We start from the raw sequence: 15,566 nt of genomic DNA, 5'->3' as shown, positions 1-15,566 counted from the left end.
AAAGGAGCATATGCTTACCACAACTGATTTGATACTGTCGGACCTATCAATGGGCCCCTTGAGTATTTATAAATTTTCCCTGTTCCCAAATAACGCCGAAACGCCCCTGAGCGTTTATTTAAAGGCGTAAAGAAGGCTGCCACCCTTGATCAGATTGATAACCTTGTCACGGTTGGCTTGAGAAACCGCCGGACATCCCCAACTGCGTCCCTGGATCACGTTGGAATCCTGAACATAACTTGCCCCGTGCACAACGATGGCGCGCGAGCGGGCATTGGAGTTCGTCGTGGACAGGCCATCCAGGCGCAGGGAATAGCCGTTGCTGCCCTGATAGGTCTCTGCCGTTTTATAGAAACCCAATGAAGACGCGTTGGAGCCTTCCACGTTGCTGAACTTTTCTGCGAAGCCGTCGTGATTGCTGTCAGAGCCTTTGCCGTGAGAAACGTGAACATTCCACACTGCGCCCGTTTTCATGTCGATAAAGTACCAGCGTTTCTGTGTGGACTTCTGACTGAAATCCAACACTGAGATCACCGCCTGATTTTTGAACTTCGCCTTGTTTTCGTGGAAGTACAAAACTGCTGTTTCCAAAGCCTTGGTTGGAACAATGTGATTTGGATCCAGGTGCTGATACTGACTTAGCACATCGTCATTCGGGTTGGTCGCGACTGGTGGCGGGGTTTCAGGCTCCACAAGCCCCGGCGTTTCGGTGCTTGGCAACTCGGTGCCACCCTGAGCAGAGTTTCCATCCGCCGGCTGTTGGGCTGCGGGTTCATTATTAGGGTCATCTGGCAGAACCGGAATTCCAGGTCCGCAGGCTGCCAGCAGAAGTGTTGTGGAAAGTACTGCGAGTGTTTTAGCGCGTAAGAAAGACATCGTGCCGATCCTCCGTTGGTTGTTCCCAGAGAAAATCGGTCACTCGTATTTAAAACTTTAAAGACTGTGGAATTGCCTGAATATTTATCAGCGGTTCAGAGGGAAAGTGTCAGCTTTTTTGACACTTTCCCGACCAAAAAACAGGTCCAGAAAAACTGTCGAACAGATGCTCTGCCGGCCTTACTTCAGCGAAGCGATGTCGATAACGAAGCGATAGCGCACGTCGCCCTTCAACATTCTTTCGTAAGCTTCATTGATTTTGTCGATGGCAATCAGTTCAATGTCCGACGTGACACCTTTGGCAGCGCAGAAATCCAGCATCTCCTGAGTTTCTGCAATCCCCCCGATCAGAGAGCCCGCAAGACTGCGACGCGCACCAATCAATGGGAAGGCGTGAATGGCCTCCGGCTTGTCAGGTACACCCAATAGCACCATCGTGCCATCCCGTTTTAACAACTGCAGGTGCGCCCCCAAGTCAATCGGCGCCGACACCGTGTTGATGATCAGATCAAACTTGCGATTGTATTTTTTGAAAGTTTCACTTTCTGAAGTCGCCGCATAGTCATGCGCCCCCAGACGGTGGGCATCATCTTTTTTCTTGTTTGAAGAGCTCAGCACAGTGACTTCCGCCCCCATTGCAGCCGCCAGCTTCACAGCCATGTGACCAAGGCCTCCCAAGCCCATCACCGCCACTTTGCTGCCCGGGCCCACCTTCCAATGACGAAGCGGCGAATAGGTGGTGATTCCTGCGCACAACAAAGGTGCCGCTTTATCCAAAGGAAGTTTGGGTGAAATGCTTAGGACAAAATCCTGATTCACCACGATCTGCGTGGAGTACCCGCCTTGGGTGACGGTCTTGCCGTCTTTTTCAAGCGAGTTGTAAGTGCCAACAAAACCGTTTTCACAGTATTGCTCCAGTCCTTCGTCACAGGAACTGCAGTGACGGCAGGAATCCACCAGACAACCCACGCCGACAGAATCACCGACTTTGAATTTCTTCACGTTGCTGCCGACTTTAACGACCTTGCCAACGATTTCATGCCCCGGAACCATCGGGAATTTGGAGCCGCCCCATTCATCACGCACCTGATGCAGGTCCGAGTGACAAACTCCGCAAAAGTGGATGTCGATCTGGACATCGTCGACGCCAGGATCACGACGCTCAAATTTAAAAGGTTTCAGAGGTTCTTTGGATTGGTATGCGGCGTAGGCATTCACAGGAATCATACGAGTTTCTCCTTCAAGATAATGAGAGGTTAGGCTCGTATTGAGGTCATGACAACCCATGACCCCGAGATTAAAACTTTGGCCCACAAAGAATGTGGGACTGCAGGAAACTACATTTTCAGAGGCAGCAGTGTCTCAGACAACTCGACTGATTCCGGAGTCAGATCCAGCACGAAAGGCGACACGCGCAAACCTTTTTGATGAGCTTCGCGCAGCAGACGACCATATTCCGGATCAATGTCATCTGCCGGAGAAAATGATCCGCAGTCGTGACGCTGGATTGTGAACACGATTTCCGCAGTGTGGCCTTGCTCCATCAACGCCATCAACTCGCGCAAATGCTTTTGTCCGCGCTCGGTCACTGCATCCGGAAACTTCGCCGTGCTATCTTCAGCCAGGGTGACGTTCTTGACTTCAATGAAGTGCATTTTATCACTGTTGTTTTTCTTTAAGGCAAAATCCAGACGGGTTTCAGCGCTGATTTTATATTCCGGCTTTACTTCGTCAAAAGCCGCCCAGTGAGCAAAACCGCCCACAACCTCTTTTTTATGGCCGACAACATGATGAAGGGTTTCGCGCACCACGGTGTTCGGAGTGGCCGTGTTGACCCCCACCCAGGAACCTGTCGGCGACTTGATCATTTCCAGAGTGTATTTCAACTTTCGTTCAGGATTGGTGCTTTCAGAGAACAGGCAATGCTGGCCTGGATTGTTTACACTTTTTAAACTGCCGGTATTGGGAACGTGGGCGGTCACCTGCTGCCCTTGGAACTCGATATCCGCAAAGAAGCGCTTATAACGCTTTAGAAAAATACCTTCTTGCAGCTTGCTGTGAAACTTCATAGGAACCCCAATCTTCAAGTCAAAACCAACACCCTGAAATTAGTCCCTGAAAGGGGCTTTTGTCGACCCCTTTCAAAGCCTCCCGCCCCGCCCGCAACCTATTGGAAACCGTGGAAAAATCACACTGTTACGTGGCATCCTGTGACGACTGATTTTCAATACCGTTTATGCTGCGTGTTATCCCGTGCAAATGCTCTAGGGTGAGTCTAGAACGAGGTGTTTTAGATTTAGATATGAACAACGAAAGGAACTCTCGCAACATGGCAACTGATGTGAAACTGCCCGAGCTTGGAGAAGGCGTTACTGAAGGTGAATTGGTAAAATGGTTGGTAAAACCAGGCGATGCGGTCAAAGCGGACCAGGCTATCGCGGAAGTATTGACTGACAAAGCAACGGTAGAAGTTCCGTCACCGGTTGCAGGTGTCGTAAAAGATCTTAAATTCAAATCCGGCGACGTTGTAAAAGTCGGCGCGACGATGATCACTCTTGATGGTGCAGGCGCTGCAAAACCAGCAGCCGCTCAACCGGCAGCAGCAGCTCCGGCTCCAGCAGCTTCCACTCCAGCTCCGGCTGCAGGTGGCGGTAAGGCACAAGACGTAAAATTGCCTGAACTGGGCGAGGGCGTGACTGAGGGCGAACTGGTTAAATGGTTGGTAAAACCAGGTGACTCCGTAAAAGCAGACCAGGCGATCGCTGAAGTTCTGACGGACAAAGCGACTGTGGAAGTTCCGACTCCAGTGGCTGGTGTTGTAAAAGAATTGAAATTCAAATCCGGCGACGTGGTAAAAGTCGGTTCCACCATGATCATCCTTGAGGGTGCAGGTGGTGCCGCGGCTCCGAAAGCGGCTCCAAGTGCTGGTCCAGTGCAGTCTGCGCCTGCACACTCCGCGGCTCCCGCCGCCAAAGCAGCAGCTCCAGCAGCTTCTGTTTCCAGCGACATCTTCCCGCCTGTGGCAGACTCCAAAGTTCTGGCGACTCCGGCGACTCGTCGTCTGGCGCGTGAAATGGGCGTTGATATCAACTCTCTTACCGGAACTGGCCTTGCGGGTCGCGTGACTCGTGAAGACGTTATGTCTTCCGGTGGTGGCGCAGCTCCGGCAGCAGCGAAAGCGGCTCCAGCAGCAGCGGCTATGTCCATCCCTAAACCAGCATACCAAGGCCCGGCAGGCGCAGCTGAAGAGCGCGTTCCTCTGATCGGTATCCGCAAGAAGATCGCTGAAAACATGCAGCGCTCTAAACACGTGATCCCGCACTTCACCATCATGGATGAAGCGAAAGTGGATGCGATGGTTGCTCTTCGCGAAAGCCTGAAAGAACACGCAGAGAAAAACGGCACGAAGATCACTTACCTTCCTATCGTTATGAAGGCTTTGATCGCGACGATCCGCGAATTCCCGATGTTCAATGCATCTATCGACGATGCGGCTGGCGAAATCGTTTACAAAAAGTACTTCAACCTGGGCTTCGCAGCGGACACTCCAAACGGTCTTGTTGTTCCAGTGATCAAAAACGCGGACCAGAAGTCCATCCTGGAAATCTCCAAAGAGATCCTGGATCTTTCCAAGCGTGCGCGTGACGGCAAATTGAAACCGGATGAAATGAAGGGTGCAACTATCACTGTGACGAACATCGGTTCTATCGGTGGCACATACGCGACTCCAGTGATCAACCACCCTGAAGTGGCGATCCTGGGCATGTACAAAATCGACGAAAAAGTGGTTCTGAAAAACGGCCAGGTTTCCGCGATTAAAGTTATGAACTACACAATGACTGCCGATCACCGTTTGATCGACGGCGCTGTCGCTGCAAGATTCCTTGCTGCCTTCATCGGCCGCATCGAAAACCCAGGCAAACTATTGGTGGAGCTAATTTAATATGCAAAATTTTGACGTAGTAGTTATTGGTGCGGGTCCTGGCGGTTATGTGGCTGCGATCCGTTCCGCACAACTTGGTTTTAAAACAGCAGTTATCGAACGTGAATTCCTGGGTGGCGTGTGCTTGAACGTGGGTTGTATCCCGTCCAAAGCCATGATCACTGCGACTCACCTTTTGCACAAAGCCCAGCACAATTTCAAAGAAATGGGCTTGAACATCAAAGGTGGCATCGACGTGGACATGAAACAACTTGTGAAATGGAAGCAATCCGTTTCTGACAAGATGTCCGGTGGTGTAAATCAGCTTCTTAAAGGCTACGGCGTTACCATCATCAAAGGTGATGCTGAATTCAAGTCTTCCAAAGAAATCTCTGTGAAGTCTTCTGCAGGGACTGAGTCAGTTCAGGCGAAATACTTTGTTGTGGCGACAGGTTCCCGTCCGATTGAAATCCCTGGTTTCAAATTCGACGAAAAAGACATCTGCTCTTCCACAGGCGCTTTGGCGTTTGATACCATCCCTAAACGCGTGGCGGTTATCGGTGGTGGTTACATCGGTCTTGAGATCTCTTCTTACCTGCGCAAGCTGGGCACGGAAGTGACTGTGATCGAAGCGCAATCTGCATTGTTGGCGGGTGTGGTTGATCCAGACTGCGCGCAGATCGTGACTCGCAAACTGACTAAAGCGGGCGTGAATGTTCTTTACGGAGCAAAAGCCAAAGGTCAGAAAAAAGTCAAAGACGGCTATGAAGTGACTGTTGAGATCAACGGCAAAGACGAAGTGGTTAAATGTGACAAGATCCTTGTGACTGTCGGTCGTCGTCCAAATGGCGATCAGGCGAACCTGAAAGCGGCTGGCATTGCTGTGGATGAGCGCGGCTTCGTGAAAGTCGATGCTCAACGCCGCACGAATGTTTCCAACATCTTTGCTATCGGCGATATCGCCGGTCAGCCGATGCTGGCGCACAAGGCCTCCCACGAGGGTGTTTTGGTTGCGGAAGTGATCGCGGGCCATAACCGCGTTTACGATGCGAAAACAGTTCCGGCAGTTGTCTTCACCGATCCTGAAATCGCAGCCGCCGGTATGACTGAAGCTGAAGCGAAAGCCAAAGGTCACACCGACCTTCTGATCAGCAAGTTCCCGTTCGCAGCCAATGGCCGTGCGGTGAGCATGATGGAAACAGACGGTTTCGTGAAAATGATCGCGGATAAGAAAACCCACGTTTTGTTGGGCGTTCACATCGTCGGTCCGGAAGCTTCCAACTTGATCTCTGAAGCAGTTTTGGCGATCGAAATGGGCGCACGCATTGAAGACCTGGCTCTTTCCATCCACCCTCACCCGACTTTGGGTGAAACCATGATGGAAGCCGCAGAGGCGACCCTGGGTCACGCGATCCATATCATTCAAAAACCTTTGAAAGCATAAGCTTTCTGCGAAAAGGCCGGCCGCAAGCCGGCCTTTTTCATACAGCCGTGAGCTTTTTGCCCGTTCCCCCTGCTACTTGTCTTACAAATATGTAAGTAAGTTCAAAAGTGCACCCACTTTCAGTCCTTATCCGGTATGAATTATACCTAAATACGGATTAGATTATGGAATTAGCATTAAATACACAGACAGCCATCTATCGCTCAAAACTTATTGAGTTGGCCTCCCTGCTGAAATGCCTGGGCATTGAAATGCGCGCTTATGACAACCCTCAATTGCAATACTTTACAAAGCTGTCTCCCGCCCAGCAGGCGACGGTAAGCCAAGCGCTGGAAGCCTATGTGGGTGCCTTGCGCTCTGAGTATGTAGAGGGTGATTTTTCCAACGAGCGCTTTGTGCTGCAGTTTCTGTTTCGCATGGGCATCGTTCCGCCGTCGGATCTGCACGACACTCTGGACAAGGAAAAGTACATCCAGATCTATAATGCCGACCAAATTCAGATCTTCCGCTCTTTAAGCTGCTATGACCGCTGTTCCTTCACTCTGGAACAACTGACGACTCACACGTGGTTTGATCTGTGGGAACGCGACAGCCTGTTTTATTACGCCTGCTTTGGATTGGCGGCCACGGCTTTGAAGATCGTAAAGTTCACCAAACTGCGCTTGAACTTCCCTTATCACCGCGTGACTGAAATTAACTCGGCCCACGAATTCTCATTTGATTACCGTATCAAATCCCTGAGCGCCTTGACCCGTCAGGGAAAGCTGCAGGCGGCTCTTTTGATCGAAGACTGGAAATTTTAGCCATTCTGACACCAAAAACCGTCGGCATCGTTCCTGCATAAATGCGGGGTACAAGATTTTTGAAGTCATAATGACACCTTTTTGGGGGAAACGATGAAAAACCTATTCTTTGCAATGCTAATTGTCTTTGGTTTGGCACCATGGGCTCAGGCCGATGTTTTGGAAAGCCAGTATCAAGACGCGGAAACAAGCTACATCCGCCCAGGGCCGCGCCCAGCACCTTATCCAGGCAACCCGCGCCCGGATCCATACCCGCATCCAAATCCACGTCCAAACCCACCAGCTCCGTACCCGAATCCATATCCAGGTCCGGGCCCAGGCGTTGAATACATCACTTGCGAATCCTGGAATTACTATTATCAAGAGTGCTACTTCAACCCGTACAGAATTCACTCTGTCAGACTTTACAATGTGATCTCTTACGATGCGTGCCTGTACAACAACACGTACGGCATCTATGGGGATCGTGTGTGGGTGAACCGCGGTTGCCGCGCCATTTTTGAAGTGATCCGCTACTAGCTTCGGATACATTCAAAAACAAAAAGCCGACCTTGCATGGGTCGGCTTTTTTGTCTTTAGGGCCAGTGTTTTTCTAGCGGACGCGCAACAGGGACTTGCGCTGATTCAATTGCACAAGTTTTTCGGCCACTTTATTCTGGCGGCTTTTCGAAGTGCGATCGACAAAGGCCACCCCCGGTGCGGATGATTTCAGGATAGAACTAACATCGGCAAACACCGCCACCCCGCTTTGTCCGGGCAACAGTCCGCTGTAAACTCCTCCATAACCCGTCACCCCTTGAGCGCTAAACCCGGTGAAGAGGTTGGCCACGATCCCGGCACTGAGTGAATCTGTACCTAGCGCATATCCCAACACCACTTTGGGTATCTGCAAATCCAGATTCAGATACAACTTTGAGACACGGCTGTCGCTGAGGGGAATGGAATACCACTCGTCCGCCTTCACTCCCATGACCGGGAACAGGGTTCCGTTGGGCAAACCTTTTTCCGCCTGCAAAGCGGGAATCTTGGTCACCCGAGAAAAGTTCAATACCAGATCGATATCGGTAATCCCCGGCACCAGGGACGATACATTGAGCATTCCCAGCAGCTCCACTGGATTTTCCGGATTATAAATCGGCAACTGCACGCTCATAATCTGCAGGTTGTTGGAATCCACCTGAGTTTTTAGAGAAACATACACGTCGCCTTGGGTGATTTTGGAGGAAAGGGCCGCCCCTTTAATAAGGCCTTCCTGGGAACAAGCGGCCAGAGTCAACACCGTGGCAGCCAGCAGCACTGTTTTTTGAATCAGGGATGAGATCATTGAAACGCACTCCTTGGTTGAAACGAACAAACTTGCCCCTCCAGTTTCGGAAAAAGCCAACTGGACTAAAGGGGGGCTGTTTAAATCTTTACAAAATCGAAACTCAGTCAGAATATTCTTTCAGGCCCTACTGTCTCAGGTTAAGAATTCCGCGCGGGAGATATTCATGAAAACTCAAATTGTTCTGGCCACTTTGCTGTCCTTATCCACATCTGCTTTCGCAGCCGAAGCAGTTTCGGTCCAAAAAGCTTTGCCCGAGGTCGGCAGCAATCTTTCCGGGATCACATACAATTACGACAGTGATTCTTACTTTCTGATTCAGAACAATTCAGGAAACATTTTTGAATACAAAGCCGACTTTACCAAACCCGTGCGCACGATCCGCATGACCAATCTGACTGACGCAGACACCGAAGACATCGTATATCTGGGCAACAATCAGTATGCGATCAGCACGGAATCAAACCAGGTGCTGGTTTTGAAAATTGATGAGGTTCAAACGACGGTGGATGTTCGCGACTCCCGCGACGATGTGCAAATGATGCAACTTCCGGCTCCAGCGAAGCACAACAAGGGACTGGAAGGAGTATGTTTTTCAAAGAAACACAACACGTTCTATGCCGTTCAGGAGAAAAAGCCCAAGCGCATCTTTGAATGGACCCGCCCTTCTCATGGCAATGACATCGCCGACGCTGCGGCTTTGGGTGTGAAAGAACCGTTCGATACCGAAAAGATTCTAAAACACGTGATGAGCGATCTGTCGGCATGTATTTATGACGATAAAAATGACCAGTTGCTGCTGCTAAGCCATGAATCTTCCCGCGTGATGCGCCTGACTCGCCAGGGGCAGGTGATCGGCACCATGGATCTGCCGCTGATTCCAGATCAATACGAAGGAATGACGTTCACCAAAGACGGAAAGCTCATCGTGGTCAGCGAACCCAACATTGTGGTGATCCTGAAATAGGATCACCACCTGAAGAGGACTATTCCAGATAGTTCTTTTTCAAAGCGGCGAGCTTTTCAGGGGTCAGGGAATATTCGACGGCAAAGTAGCGATCCATGCTGCCGTAACGCTCATGAATTGCATCCAAGGCCGAACCCAGGAAGTTCTCTTTTACTGACATCAGGTAATGCAGATTCTCAAGTCCCTTGGTGGACAGCTTGGATTCAACTTTGCTTAAGACTTGTTCACGGAACGGCTGCAGGGTCTGCTCGGTGCGCAGGTAATCTTCCAAAACAGCGTCACGGGACACTCCCAAAGACAACAACATCAAAGCGGAACCAACACCCGTGCGGTCTTTGCCGACAGCACAATGCTGAACCAACGCGCCCGTTTCAAGGGGCTGCACACGTTCGAACAATCTGTGATAAGCGCGATTGGCAAAAGGCAGCTGCTTATACAGGCTTTCCATAAAGTCATGGGGAATCACACGCAGGTTTTCATCGGCCCAAAAATCGTGATTGTCGTTTTTGACAGAGTGAGATTCCGGATTGGCGGGATGGCATTCATACCGAGCCCCATTCCAAACCACATCTTTGTCGGCGGCGGACTCTTTCAGATCGCGATAATCCAGAATATCAGTGACACCAAGAGATTCCAACTGGGCACAGTCTTCAGCAGTCAAACGAGACAGGGAGCCGGAACGATAAAGACGGTTTTTTTTAACCCGTCTGCCGTCCGTCGTCAGATACCCGCCCATGTCCCTGAAATTGATTCCGCCCTGAAGTTTCATTCCGCACCTTTCCGTAAGAGCCCATGATAACACGAAGCGCGTTTATTTCATTTTCAATTAGGTCCTTGGCCCGGCGCTTTTTGGGAATCTTGTTGAATTGGCGCATCAAAAATGGAAATTTGCGTCGCATGAAAGCCAAATTCGCATTCGTTTTTGCCCTGTTCCTGGGTCTTCAGGCCAACGCTGCCTGGGATCTGAATGACGTCTCTTATCTGATGCCGTTGCCAGCCCGTTTTGGCGACGACAATCTGATGGGTATCAACACCCCCGGCCGCGGTGGCCCGCTGCTGAATCCGGCCTTCATGGGAACGATTCCCCCATTGACTCCGGTAATGAGTGAAAACGACGTAGCCACATCCCTGCGTGTGATTGCCGTGCGCATCGACCCGTGCTTCCCGCTGCCAACCCCACAATCCTGCCAAAAACAAATCCGTCTGGTATGGCAACCACTGGAACCGGGCTTCCGCAACCGCGTGCAAACGGTCGATGCCGCCCTTCACAGTTTCTATGTGCTGACCGATGCTGACTTTGATTCCCTGACAAAGGATCTGATAGCGTGGAAAGCCCGTAACAAAGTCGAAACCAAAGGTCTGCCTCTGCAAGTACACCCCGCATGGGCCGTACAAGCCGACAAATCCCCAGCGTTGGTAGAGTTCAACCACATCGTGCGCAAATACGCAGGCCCCGTAAACCTGACCCGCATCACCGCAATGGTGGTCCGAGGCGCGGGGGACATGTGGTCCTTCCAAGGCTTTGAAGTGCGCAATGGTCAGTTAAAATTGATGAAGATCCCACGCGTAGACAGATCAGCCCAAGCCTTCGTCAACTTCGCAGTCCCTTCAGACCACTTCGAACGCGGCCTGATTTCCCCGGAAGCCACCGGAGAAGATTCTTTCAACAAAGTCATCGGCAATTCCGCCCGCATGAAAGTAGGCAACGAAGACCTGCTAAGAAAAGAACTGCGCGCTATCCACCGCGCCGAAGACCCGCACAGCTTCAACCCAGAAAACATGGACTGCGCCAGTTGCCACGTAGCCCAGCCAGCAAGAGTATGGCTGGAAAGAAACCGCACAGATCTAAACCTTGAAAGCCTGTGGAATACCCACGCCTACAAAAACCCAGCTTATAATTTGTCCAACGTAAGCCCCGACCAAAAAAACACCCAAATCATCCGAGCCTTCGGCTATTTCCTGGAAAACCCAGCCATCAGCCAACGAGTCATCAACGAATCCGCCGAAGTAGCCACAGCCCTAAACCAAATCCTAAAATAGCTCTGCACGAGCGCAAGCCTCCCAAAAGCGGCGCGCGATAGCGCCAGCTCTCTCCAAAAAGGCGGCGCCCGAAAGGGCCAGCCAGAAACCCCGCGGCGCGCGCAGCGCCAGCCCCCCCCCGAACCCCGAAAACGCAAAAAACCAACCCCTAGAACGGCGGTTGGTCAAAAGGGTTCAAGCGCAAGGCGGAGGGTCCTACCGCAGCGGAGGCGTGCTCCAAGCACGTCGGAGCGAGGACAGGGCCCGACAACGCAGTCGATTGGGCCCTTTTCACCAACCGCAGCTTACTTAATACATGAGTAGTAAACTTCGTAATTCCCCTGTGGCAGCATTTGGTCAAAGACTAGGTTCAGTCCTTCCATCTTGCGAGTCCCATCATAAACCTGCCCATCTTTCAGAACCAGGATGGATCTCATGGCATCCACTACCGGCGCACACGTCAGGGTGATGGATTTCAAAGTCTTGCGTACACCTTCAGCGATACCCTGAACTTGAGCTGCGTAATCAGATGCACACACGTCACCGATCACACCACCGGTCAGTTTGGAAATCTGCTCATAGCGGAAGCCGGCAGAATAACCTTCACCCTTCAAGCACGCCTGATCGTCAGGACGAGCGATGATGGAATGGAAGCTCATGGCTTTCTGGGAACCGAAGCTGTCAGCCACGAACTTCACAAAGTTCGCAGGATCGTTCTTCGCACCGTTGGCCGATTCATCTTCATCCGAGATCACCACCACAGCCAGCTGGGAATCGTTACGGATAAAGTTCGCGTTGCCACCAGAAGCACTCATCGAGCGTTCAATGGCGCGGTACGCAGCAAAGATACCTTGTTCACTGCCGGAACCGGTTTCAGATCTTTGCAAAGTGTTGCTCAAAGTTGTGCGGGCTTCGGCGTCGTTCATGGAAGAAGTCAGAATATACTGGCCTGCTTTGTTGTACAAAGGAACCAAGCGGCCATCACCCAGGGTCTTGTGTACCGGATCGGTGGTGGTCACAGCAATCTGCCAGTCCAGACCTTTCACCACATCCAGGAAGTTACGAACACGTGACGCCATGCTTTTTTGCTCGTATTCCATGGAGCCCGAGTTGTCGATCACGAACAGAATATCCACTTTCTGGTATTCGTTCACTTTCACGTTGTTCACCATCTGTTTGTACATGGAGGAAACTTTGAAAGAGATGGATTTTTCAGACGCATGACCCAGTTTGTCTTTTGCAGAAACTTTCAGGGTGTAATCACCACCAGCAAGTTTTGGCAGAACGATCTTGTTCTGACCAGCAGCGCAGGCTTTGGTGGAAGTGCCCATAGAACAAGTCACAGAGGCCACACCGGCACCCGCGTCCGTCACGGTGAAGATCAGTTCCACATCCAGGCCTTCTTCAACCGGAGCGGAAGGATATTTTGCAAACACGATGTCCGGACCGATCTGGTCAATATAGATACGGCGCACATAGCAGGAACTGGTACGACCATCATGATCGCGGAACTGCACGCTGACAGGAACATTCTGATTGGTCTTTGAGCTTAGCAAGGTGCCAGAGTCCGCATAGTCCACCCAAGCACCGCCGCCGCAGGATTCATTTTCAGAAACCTTGGTGTAAGCCGTGTGGAACGGAGGATAGAAATCAAGACTGAGGGTGGTGGAAGCAGTCAGAACAGCGCCTTTGTTGATGTCAAAGCCATCCGGTTCGGAAGGAGCTGGAGTGCCGCCACCATTGTCGCCCCCGGTACTGCCCTCTTCGGTGCTACCGCCGCTGGAGCCGCCACCAGAGCCTGTTTCCGGCTCAGTGATCACACTGAAGTCACCATTGTTGAGGTCTTGTTTCACCTCGGTGCCGCCGCCATTGTCCAGACATCCAGTCAGAGCGATCGCTGCGATCAATGTGCTCATCAGTCCTAGATTCTTCATACCCTCTCCCTGCTTCTTTTGTGTTCCTTGAAACCATTTTGTCGGTATCCTCCGCCGCTTCTCAAGCGAATCTCATTTTGAAATTTTTGTGACTAGTGCGTTTACACCTCGAATGAAATTGCTGTCCAAAGGTTGCACACTGCTTTCTGAATTGGACCTTTGAAGAGAAAGAATGACTTGGACCTAAATCAGTGGCACAAACAAAATATGGCTGATCTGATTTTTCAGGATTGGGGACTTATCAACTATGATGAGGCCTTAAAAAAACAAAATGACCTGGTGGAAAAGGTGCATAACGAAGACCTTCCGGGCTTTCTTGTGTTCTGCACGCATCCTCCGGTGGTGACTGTGGGTCGCGCCACTCAGGCCGAGGATATCTTTGCCTGGCAAGGCCCGCTGGTGGAAGTCACTCGTGGAGGCCGCGCCACTTATCACGGTCCCAGCCAGCTTGTGATCTATCCGATTTTGAATCTTTCCCACACCCGCAAGGGTCGCAAAGACCGCGAGATCAATCCTTACTTGAAAGTGTTTGAAGACGCCATTGTCGACGTGTTGAAAACTTATGGACTCAACGGTATCGAAGGTCGCTCTTCGGCCAAACAAAACCTGAACCGCCATGATGCCGATGACACGGGTGTCTGGGTGCAAGATCACAAGATCGCCTCTGTTGGCGTGGGTGTGCGCAAATGGGTCGCCTTCCATGGAGCGGCCATCAATCTGACTTTTGATGAGAAGGCCTTCCAAGGGCTTCGTCCCTGCGGCTTCCCACCGGAGGTGATGATCAGCCTTGAACAACTGCTCAAGGCGCCGGTCGACGTGAAGGAATTTAAAGAAAAACTGAAACGCCGTTTGCTGGAAGTGCTTTGATTCCACAAAAATAAAAGGAGCCTTGCGGCTCCTTTTTTGTTTCCCTTGAATCAGGAATTACTTCTTTTTCGTGATCAGGTGATCGACGGACCAGCGACCCGCCCCGTGCAACACAAAGAACAAACCCGTGAACAGGTACAACAGACCCATTTCCTTCTTCACGAACGGATCGGCGGCGTGCACACCAAAGACGGCTACGACCATCGTGAACACCATGAAAGCCGCTGCCGGACGAGTCAACAGACCCAACGCCAGCAAAATACCCCCGGCAAATTCAGCCAGGCCCGCACACCATGCAAAGAATTCCGGCGCCGGGAAGCCCATAGAGCGAACACCTTCCACCAGCATCTCTGGCGGAGGAACTTTCCCCAAACCGTGAGAGAATGCCATCGTCAGACCAATGAACACGCGCAGTACGGTCAGCGCAAAGTCATCCATCTTGGTATTGAAATTTCTAGGTGCAATCAGTTTGCTCAGCAGTGTTTTCATCAGGGAATCCTTTCTATGATGTTCGTTCATAACGCACAGTGGGCCTAAAAAAGAACCAGGAACCTTTTATTTTAACTCGGGGGCGGAGGCGCGGAATTTTTTCAGGATCGGCATGATCAGCGCACGCTTGCTCAGATCACTGGCGGATACTGATTCAAACAATTCCACCAGATGCTCGCTGGATGCTGTGGTGATATCGCCGTCATGAAATGCCATGGACCAGTCCGGGAACAGACGTTCTGCCCCGATGGCTTCAATCAAAACTTTGACGGAATAATTTCGATCATCGTCACGGATGGCAGTCAGTACGTTACGCACCGGAGCCTCGTCCCCTTCCAGAAGCTGAACGAAATATCCATCACGAAAAATCAGCAGACCCGTAATGCCCAGGCGGGCATTGTTTCTTCGGGACACTTCGAGGATCTCACGGATGTCCGTGTAACTCAGATCCTCGGCGGCCTTGCTGAAGTAGACCAGATGGAAGACTCCGCTCATATGCCGGCAGGGCCAGTCGTAGACATCATGATCACCGCATCACCCTTAACCACAACGTCACCATTAACCTTCGCCACGTTCGTTTCAACCGTCGCGATGCCTTTTTCTTTTCTCAAACCAGTGATTTTGATGGTGATAACAATCGTATCATCAACGAATACCGGATTAACGAATTTCATATTTTGAGCAAGGTAAATACCACCCTGACCGATACCATCAACCAGCGCTCTGGAGATCAGAGCGCCGACAATCATACCGTGAGCGATACGACGACCAAAACGGGTTTTTGATGCGTATTCATCATTCAAATGAATTGGATTGTGGTCTCCGGATAGCTCCGCAAATTGCTGGATCATTTTGTCCGTCACTTGCACAGTTACCTTTGCTTCAAATCCTACATCAATCACTTCAGCCATGAAAAAACTC

Annotated in this window: 16 protein-coding genes; 7 read left to right on the top strand and 9 right to left on the bottom strand. The window is 51.1% G+C overall.

Translation table 11 applies throughout. The features are described from left to right. Positions 1-114: 114 nt before the first annotated feature. The 3 genes from ACZ520_RS03590 to sfsA form a co-directional block, all read right to left on the bottom strand. Positions 115-876 (bottom strand): murein L,D-transpeptidase catalytic domain family protein, encoded by a 762-nt coding sequence (locus ACZ520_RS03590; RefSeq protein WP_088566153.1) that lies wholly within the window; start codon positions 874-876, stop codon positions 115-117. Between the two features lie 180 nt (positions 877-1,056). Next, positions 1,057-2,103 carry an NAD(P)-dependent alcohol dehydrogenase gene (locus ACZ520_RS03585; protein WP_088566154.1) on the bottom strand — a complete coding sequence of 349 codons (1,047 nt, stop codon included), beginning with the start codon at positions 2,101-2,103 and terminating at the stop codon, positions 1,057-1,059. A gap of 110 nt (positions 2,104-2,213) precedes the next feature. After that, complete coding sequence (gene sfsA, locus ACZ520_RS03580; protein WP_464127574.1) at positions 2,214-2,945, bottom strand: DNA/RNA nuclease SfsA; 732 nt, start codon at positions 2,943-2,945, stop codon at positions 2,214-2,216. 233 nt (positions 2,946-3,178) lie between these two features. On the opposite strand from sfsA, the gene ACZ520_RS03575 reads away from it, so the two are divergent. From ACZ520_RS03575 to ACZ520_RS03560, 4 genes are all read left to right on the top strand, one after another. Beyond that, the gene (locus tag ACZ520_RS03575; protein WP_374032106.1) at positions 3,179-4,819 is read left to right on the top strand and encodes a 2-oxo acid dehydrogenase subunit E2; all 1,641 of its coding nucleotides are present in this window, start codon (positions 3,179-3,181) and stop codon (positions 4,817-4,819) included. A 1-nt stretch (position 4,820) separates the two neighbouring features. Beyond that, a complete protein-coding gene (lpdA, locus tag ACZ520_RS03570; protein WP_088566157.1) occupies positions 4,821-6,242 on the top strand; it encodes a dihydrolipoyl dehydrogenase in 1,422 nt (473 codons plus the stop codon). 164 nt (positions 6,243-6,406) lie between these two features. Then, positions 6,407-7,045 carry a hypothetical protein gene (locus ACZ520_RS03565; protein ID WP_232468714.1) on the top strand — a complete coding sequence of 213 codons (639 nt, stop codon included), beginning with the start codon at positions 6,407-6,409 and terminating at the stop codon, positions 7,043-7,045. Between the two features lie 93 nt (positions 7,046-7,138). Continuing rightward, positions 7,139-7,564 carry a DUF3011 domain-containing protein gene (locus ACZ520_RS03560; RefSeq protein WP_374034947.1) on the top strand — a complete coding sequence of 142 codons (426 nt, stop codon included), beginning with the start codon at positions 7,139-7,141 and terminating at the stop codon, positions 7,562-7,564. A gap of 73 nt (positions 7,565-7,637) precedes the next feature. Here the strand turns inward: ACZ520_RS03560 and ACZ520_RS03555 are convergent, their stop codons facing one another. Further along, complete coding sequence (locus ACZ520_RS03555) at positions 7,638-8,369, bottom strand: hypothetical protein (RefSeq protein WP_464127573.1); 732 nt, start codon at positions 8,367-8,369, stop codon at positions 7,638-7,640. Between the two features lie 166 nt (positions 8,370-8,535). On the opposite strand from ACZ520_RS03555, the gene ACZ520_RS03550 reads away from it, so the two are divergent. After that, positions 8,536-9,336 carry an SdiA-regulated domain-containing protein gene (locus ACZ520_RS03550; RefSeq protein ID WP_464127572.1) on the top strand — a complete coding sequence of 267 codons (801 nt, stop codon included), beginning with the start codon at positions 8,536-8,538 and terminating at the stop codon, positions 9,334-9,336. A gap of 19 nt (positions 9,337-9,355) precedes the next feature. Here ACZ520_RS03550 and ACZ520_RS03545 read toward each other — a convergent pair whose 3' ends face one another. After that, a complete protein-coding gene (locus ACZ520_RS03545) occupies positions 9,356-10,105 on the bottom strand; it encodes a tyrosine-protein phosphatase (RefSeq protein WP_088566161.1) in 750 nt (249 codons plus the stop codon). Positions 10,106-10,233: 128 nt separating this feature from the next. On the opposite strand from ACZ520_RS03545, the gene ACZ520_RS03540 reads away from it, so the two are divergent. Beyond that, positions 10,234-11,376, top strand: coding sequence for a hypothetical protein (locus ACZ520_RS03540; protein ID WP_464127571.1), 1,143 nt, complete (start codon positions 10,234-10,236; stop codon positions 11,374-11,376). A gap of 284 nt (positions 11,377-11,660) precedes the next feature. Here the strand turns inward: ACZ520_RS03540 and ACZ520_RS03535 are convergent, their stop codons facing one another. Further along, entirely contained in the window at positions 11,661-13,289 is a 1,629-nt protein-coding gene (locus tag ACZ520_RS03535; protein ID WP_417867952.1) for a hypothetical protein, read from the bottom strand. A gap of 207 nt (positions 13,290-13,496) precedes the next feature. Between ACZ520_RS03535 and lipB the strand changes: the two genes are divergently transcribed. Beyond that, positions 13,497-14,156, top strand: a complete 660-nt coding sequence (gene lipB / locus ACZ520_RS03530; RefSeq protein WP_088566164.1) for a lipoyl(octanoyl) transferase LipB — start codon at positions 13,497-13,499, stop codon at positions 14,154-14,156. Positions 14,157-14,213: 57 nt separating this feature from the next. On the opposite strand, the gene ACZ520_RS03525 is transcribed toward lipB, so the two are convergent. The 3 genes from ACZ520_RS03525 to ACZ520_RS03515 all read right to left on the bottom strand — a co-directional run bounded on the left by ACZ520_RS03525 (position 14,214) and on the right by ACZ520_RS03515 (position 15,556). Then, positions 14,214-14,645, bottom strand: coding sequence for a DoxX family protein (locus tag ACZ520_RS03525; RefSeq protein ID WP_088566165.1), 432 nt, complete (start codon positions 14,643-14,645; stop codon positions 14,214-14,216). Positions 14,646-14,711: 66 nt separating this feature from the next. Further along, complete coding sequence (locus ACZ520_RS03520; protein ID WP_088566166.1) at positions 14,712-15,140, bottom strand: BLUF domain-containing protein; 429 nt, start codon at positions 15,138-15,140, stop codon at positions 14,712-14,714. After that, a complete protein-coding gene (locus ACZ520_RS03515) occupies positions 15,137-15,556 on the bottom strand; it encodes a MaoC family dehydratase (protein ID WP_015089911.1) in 420 nt (139 codons plus the stop codon). Before ACZ520_RS03515 ends, ACZ520_RS03520 begins: the two co-directional genes overlap by 4 nt. Positions 15,557-15,566 lie beyond the last annotated feature (10 nt).

It is taken from the genome of Bdellovibrio sp. BIS2 (assembly GCF_055398295.1).
This window is presented reverse-complemented; position numbering and strand designations above follow the sequence as displayed.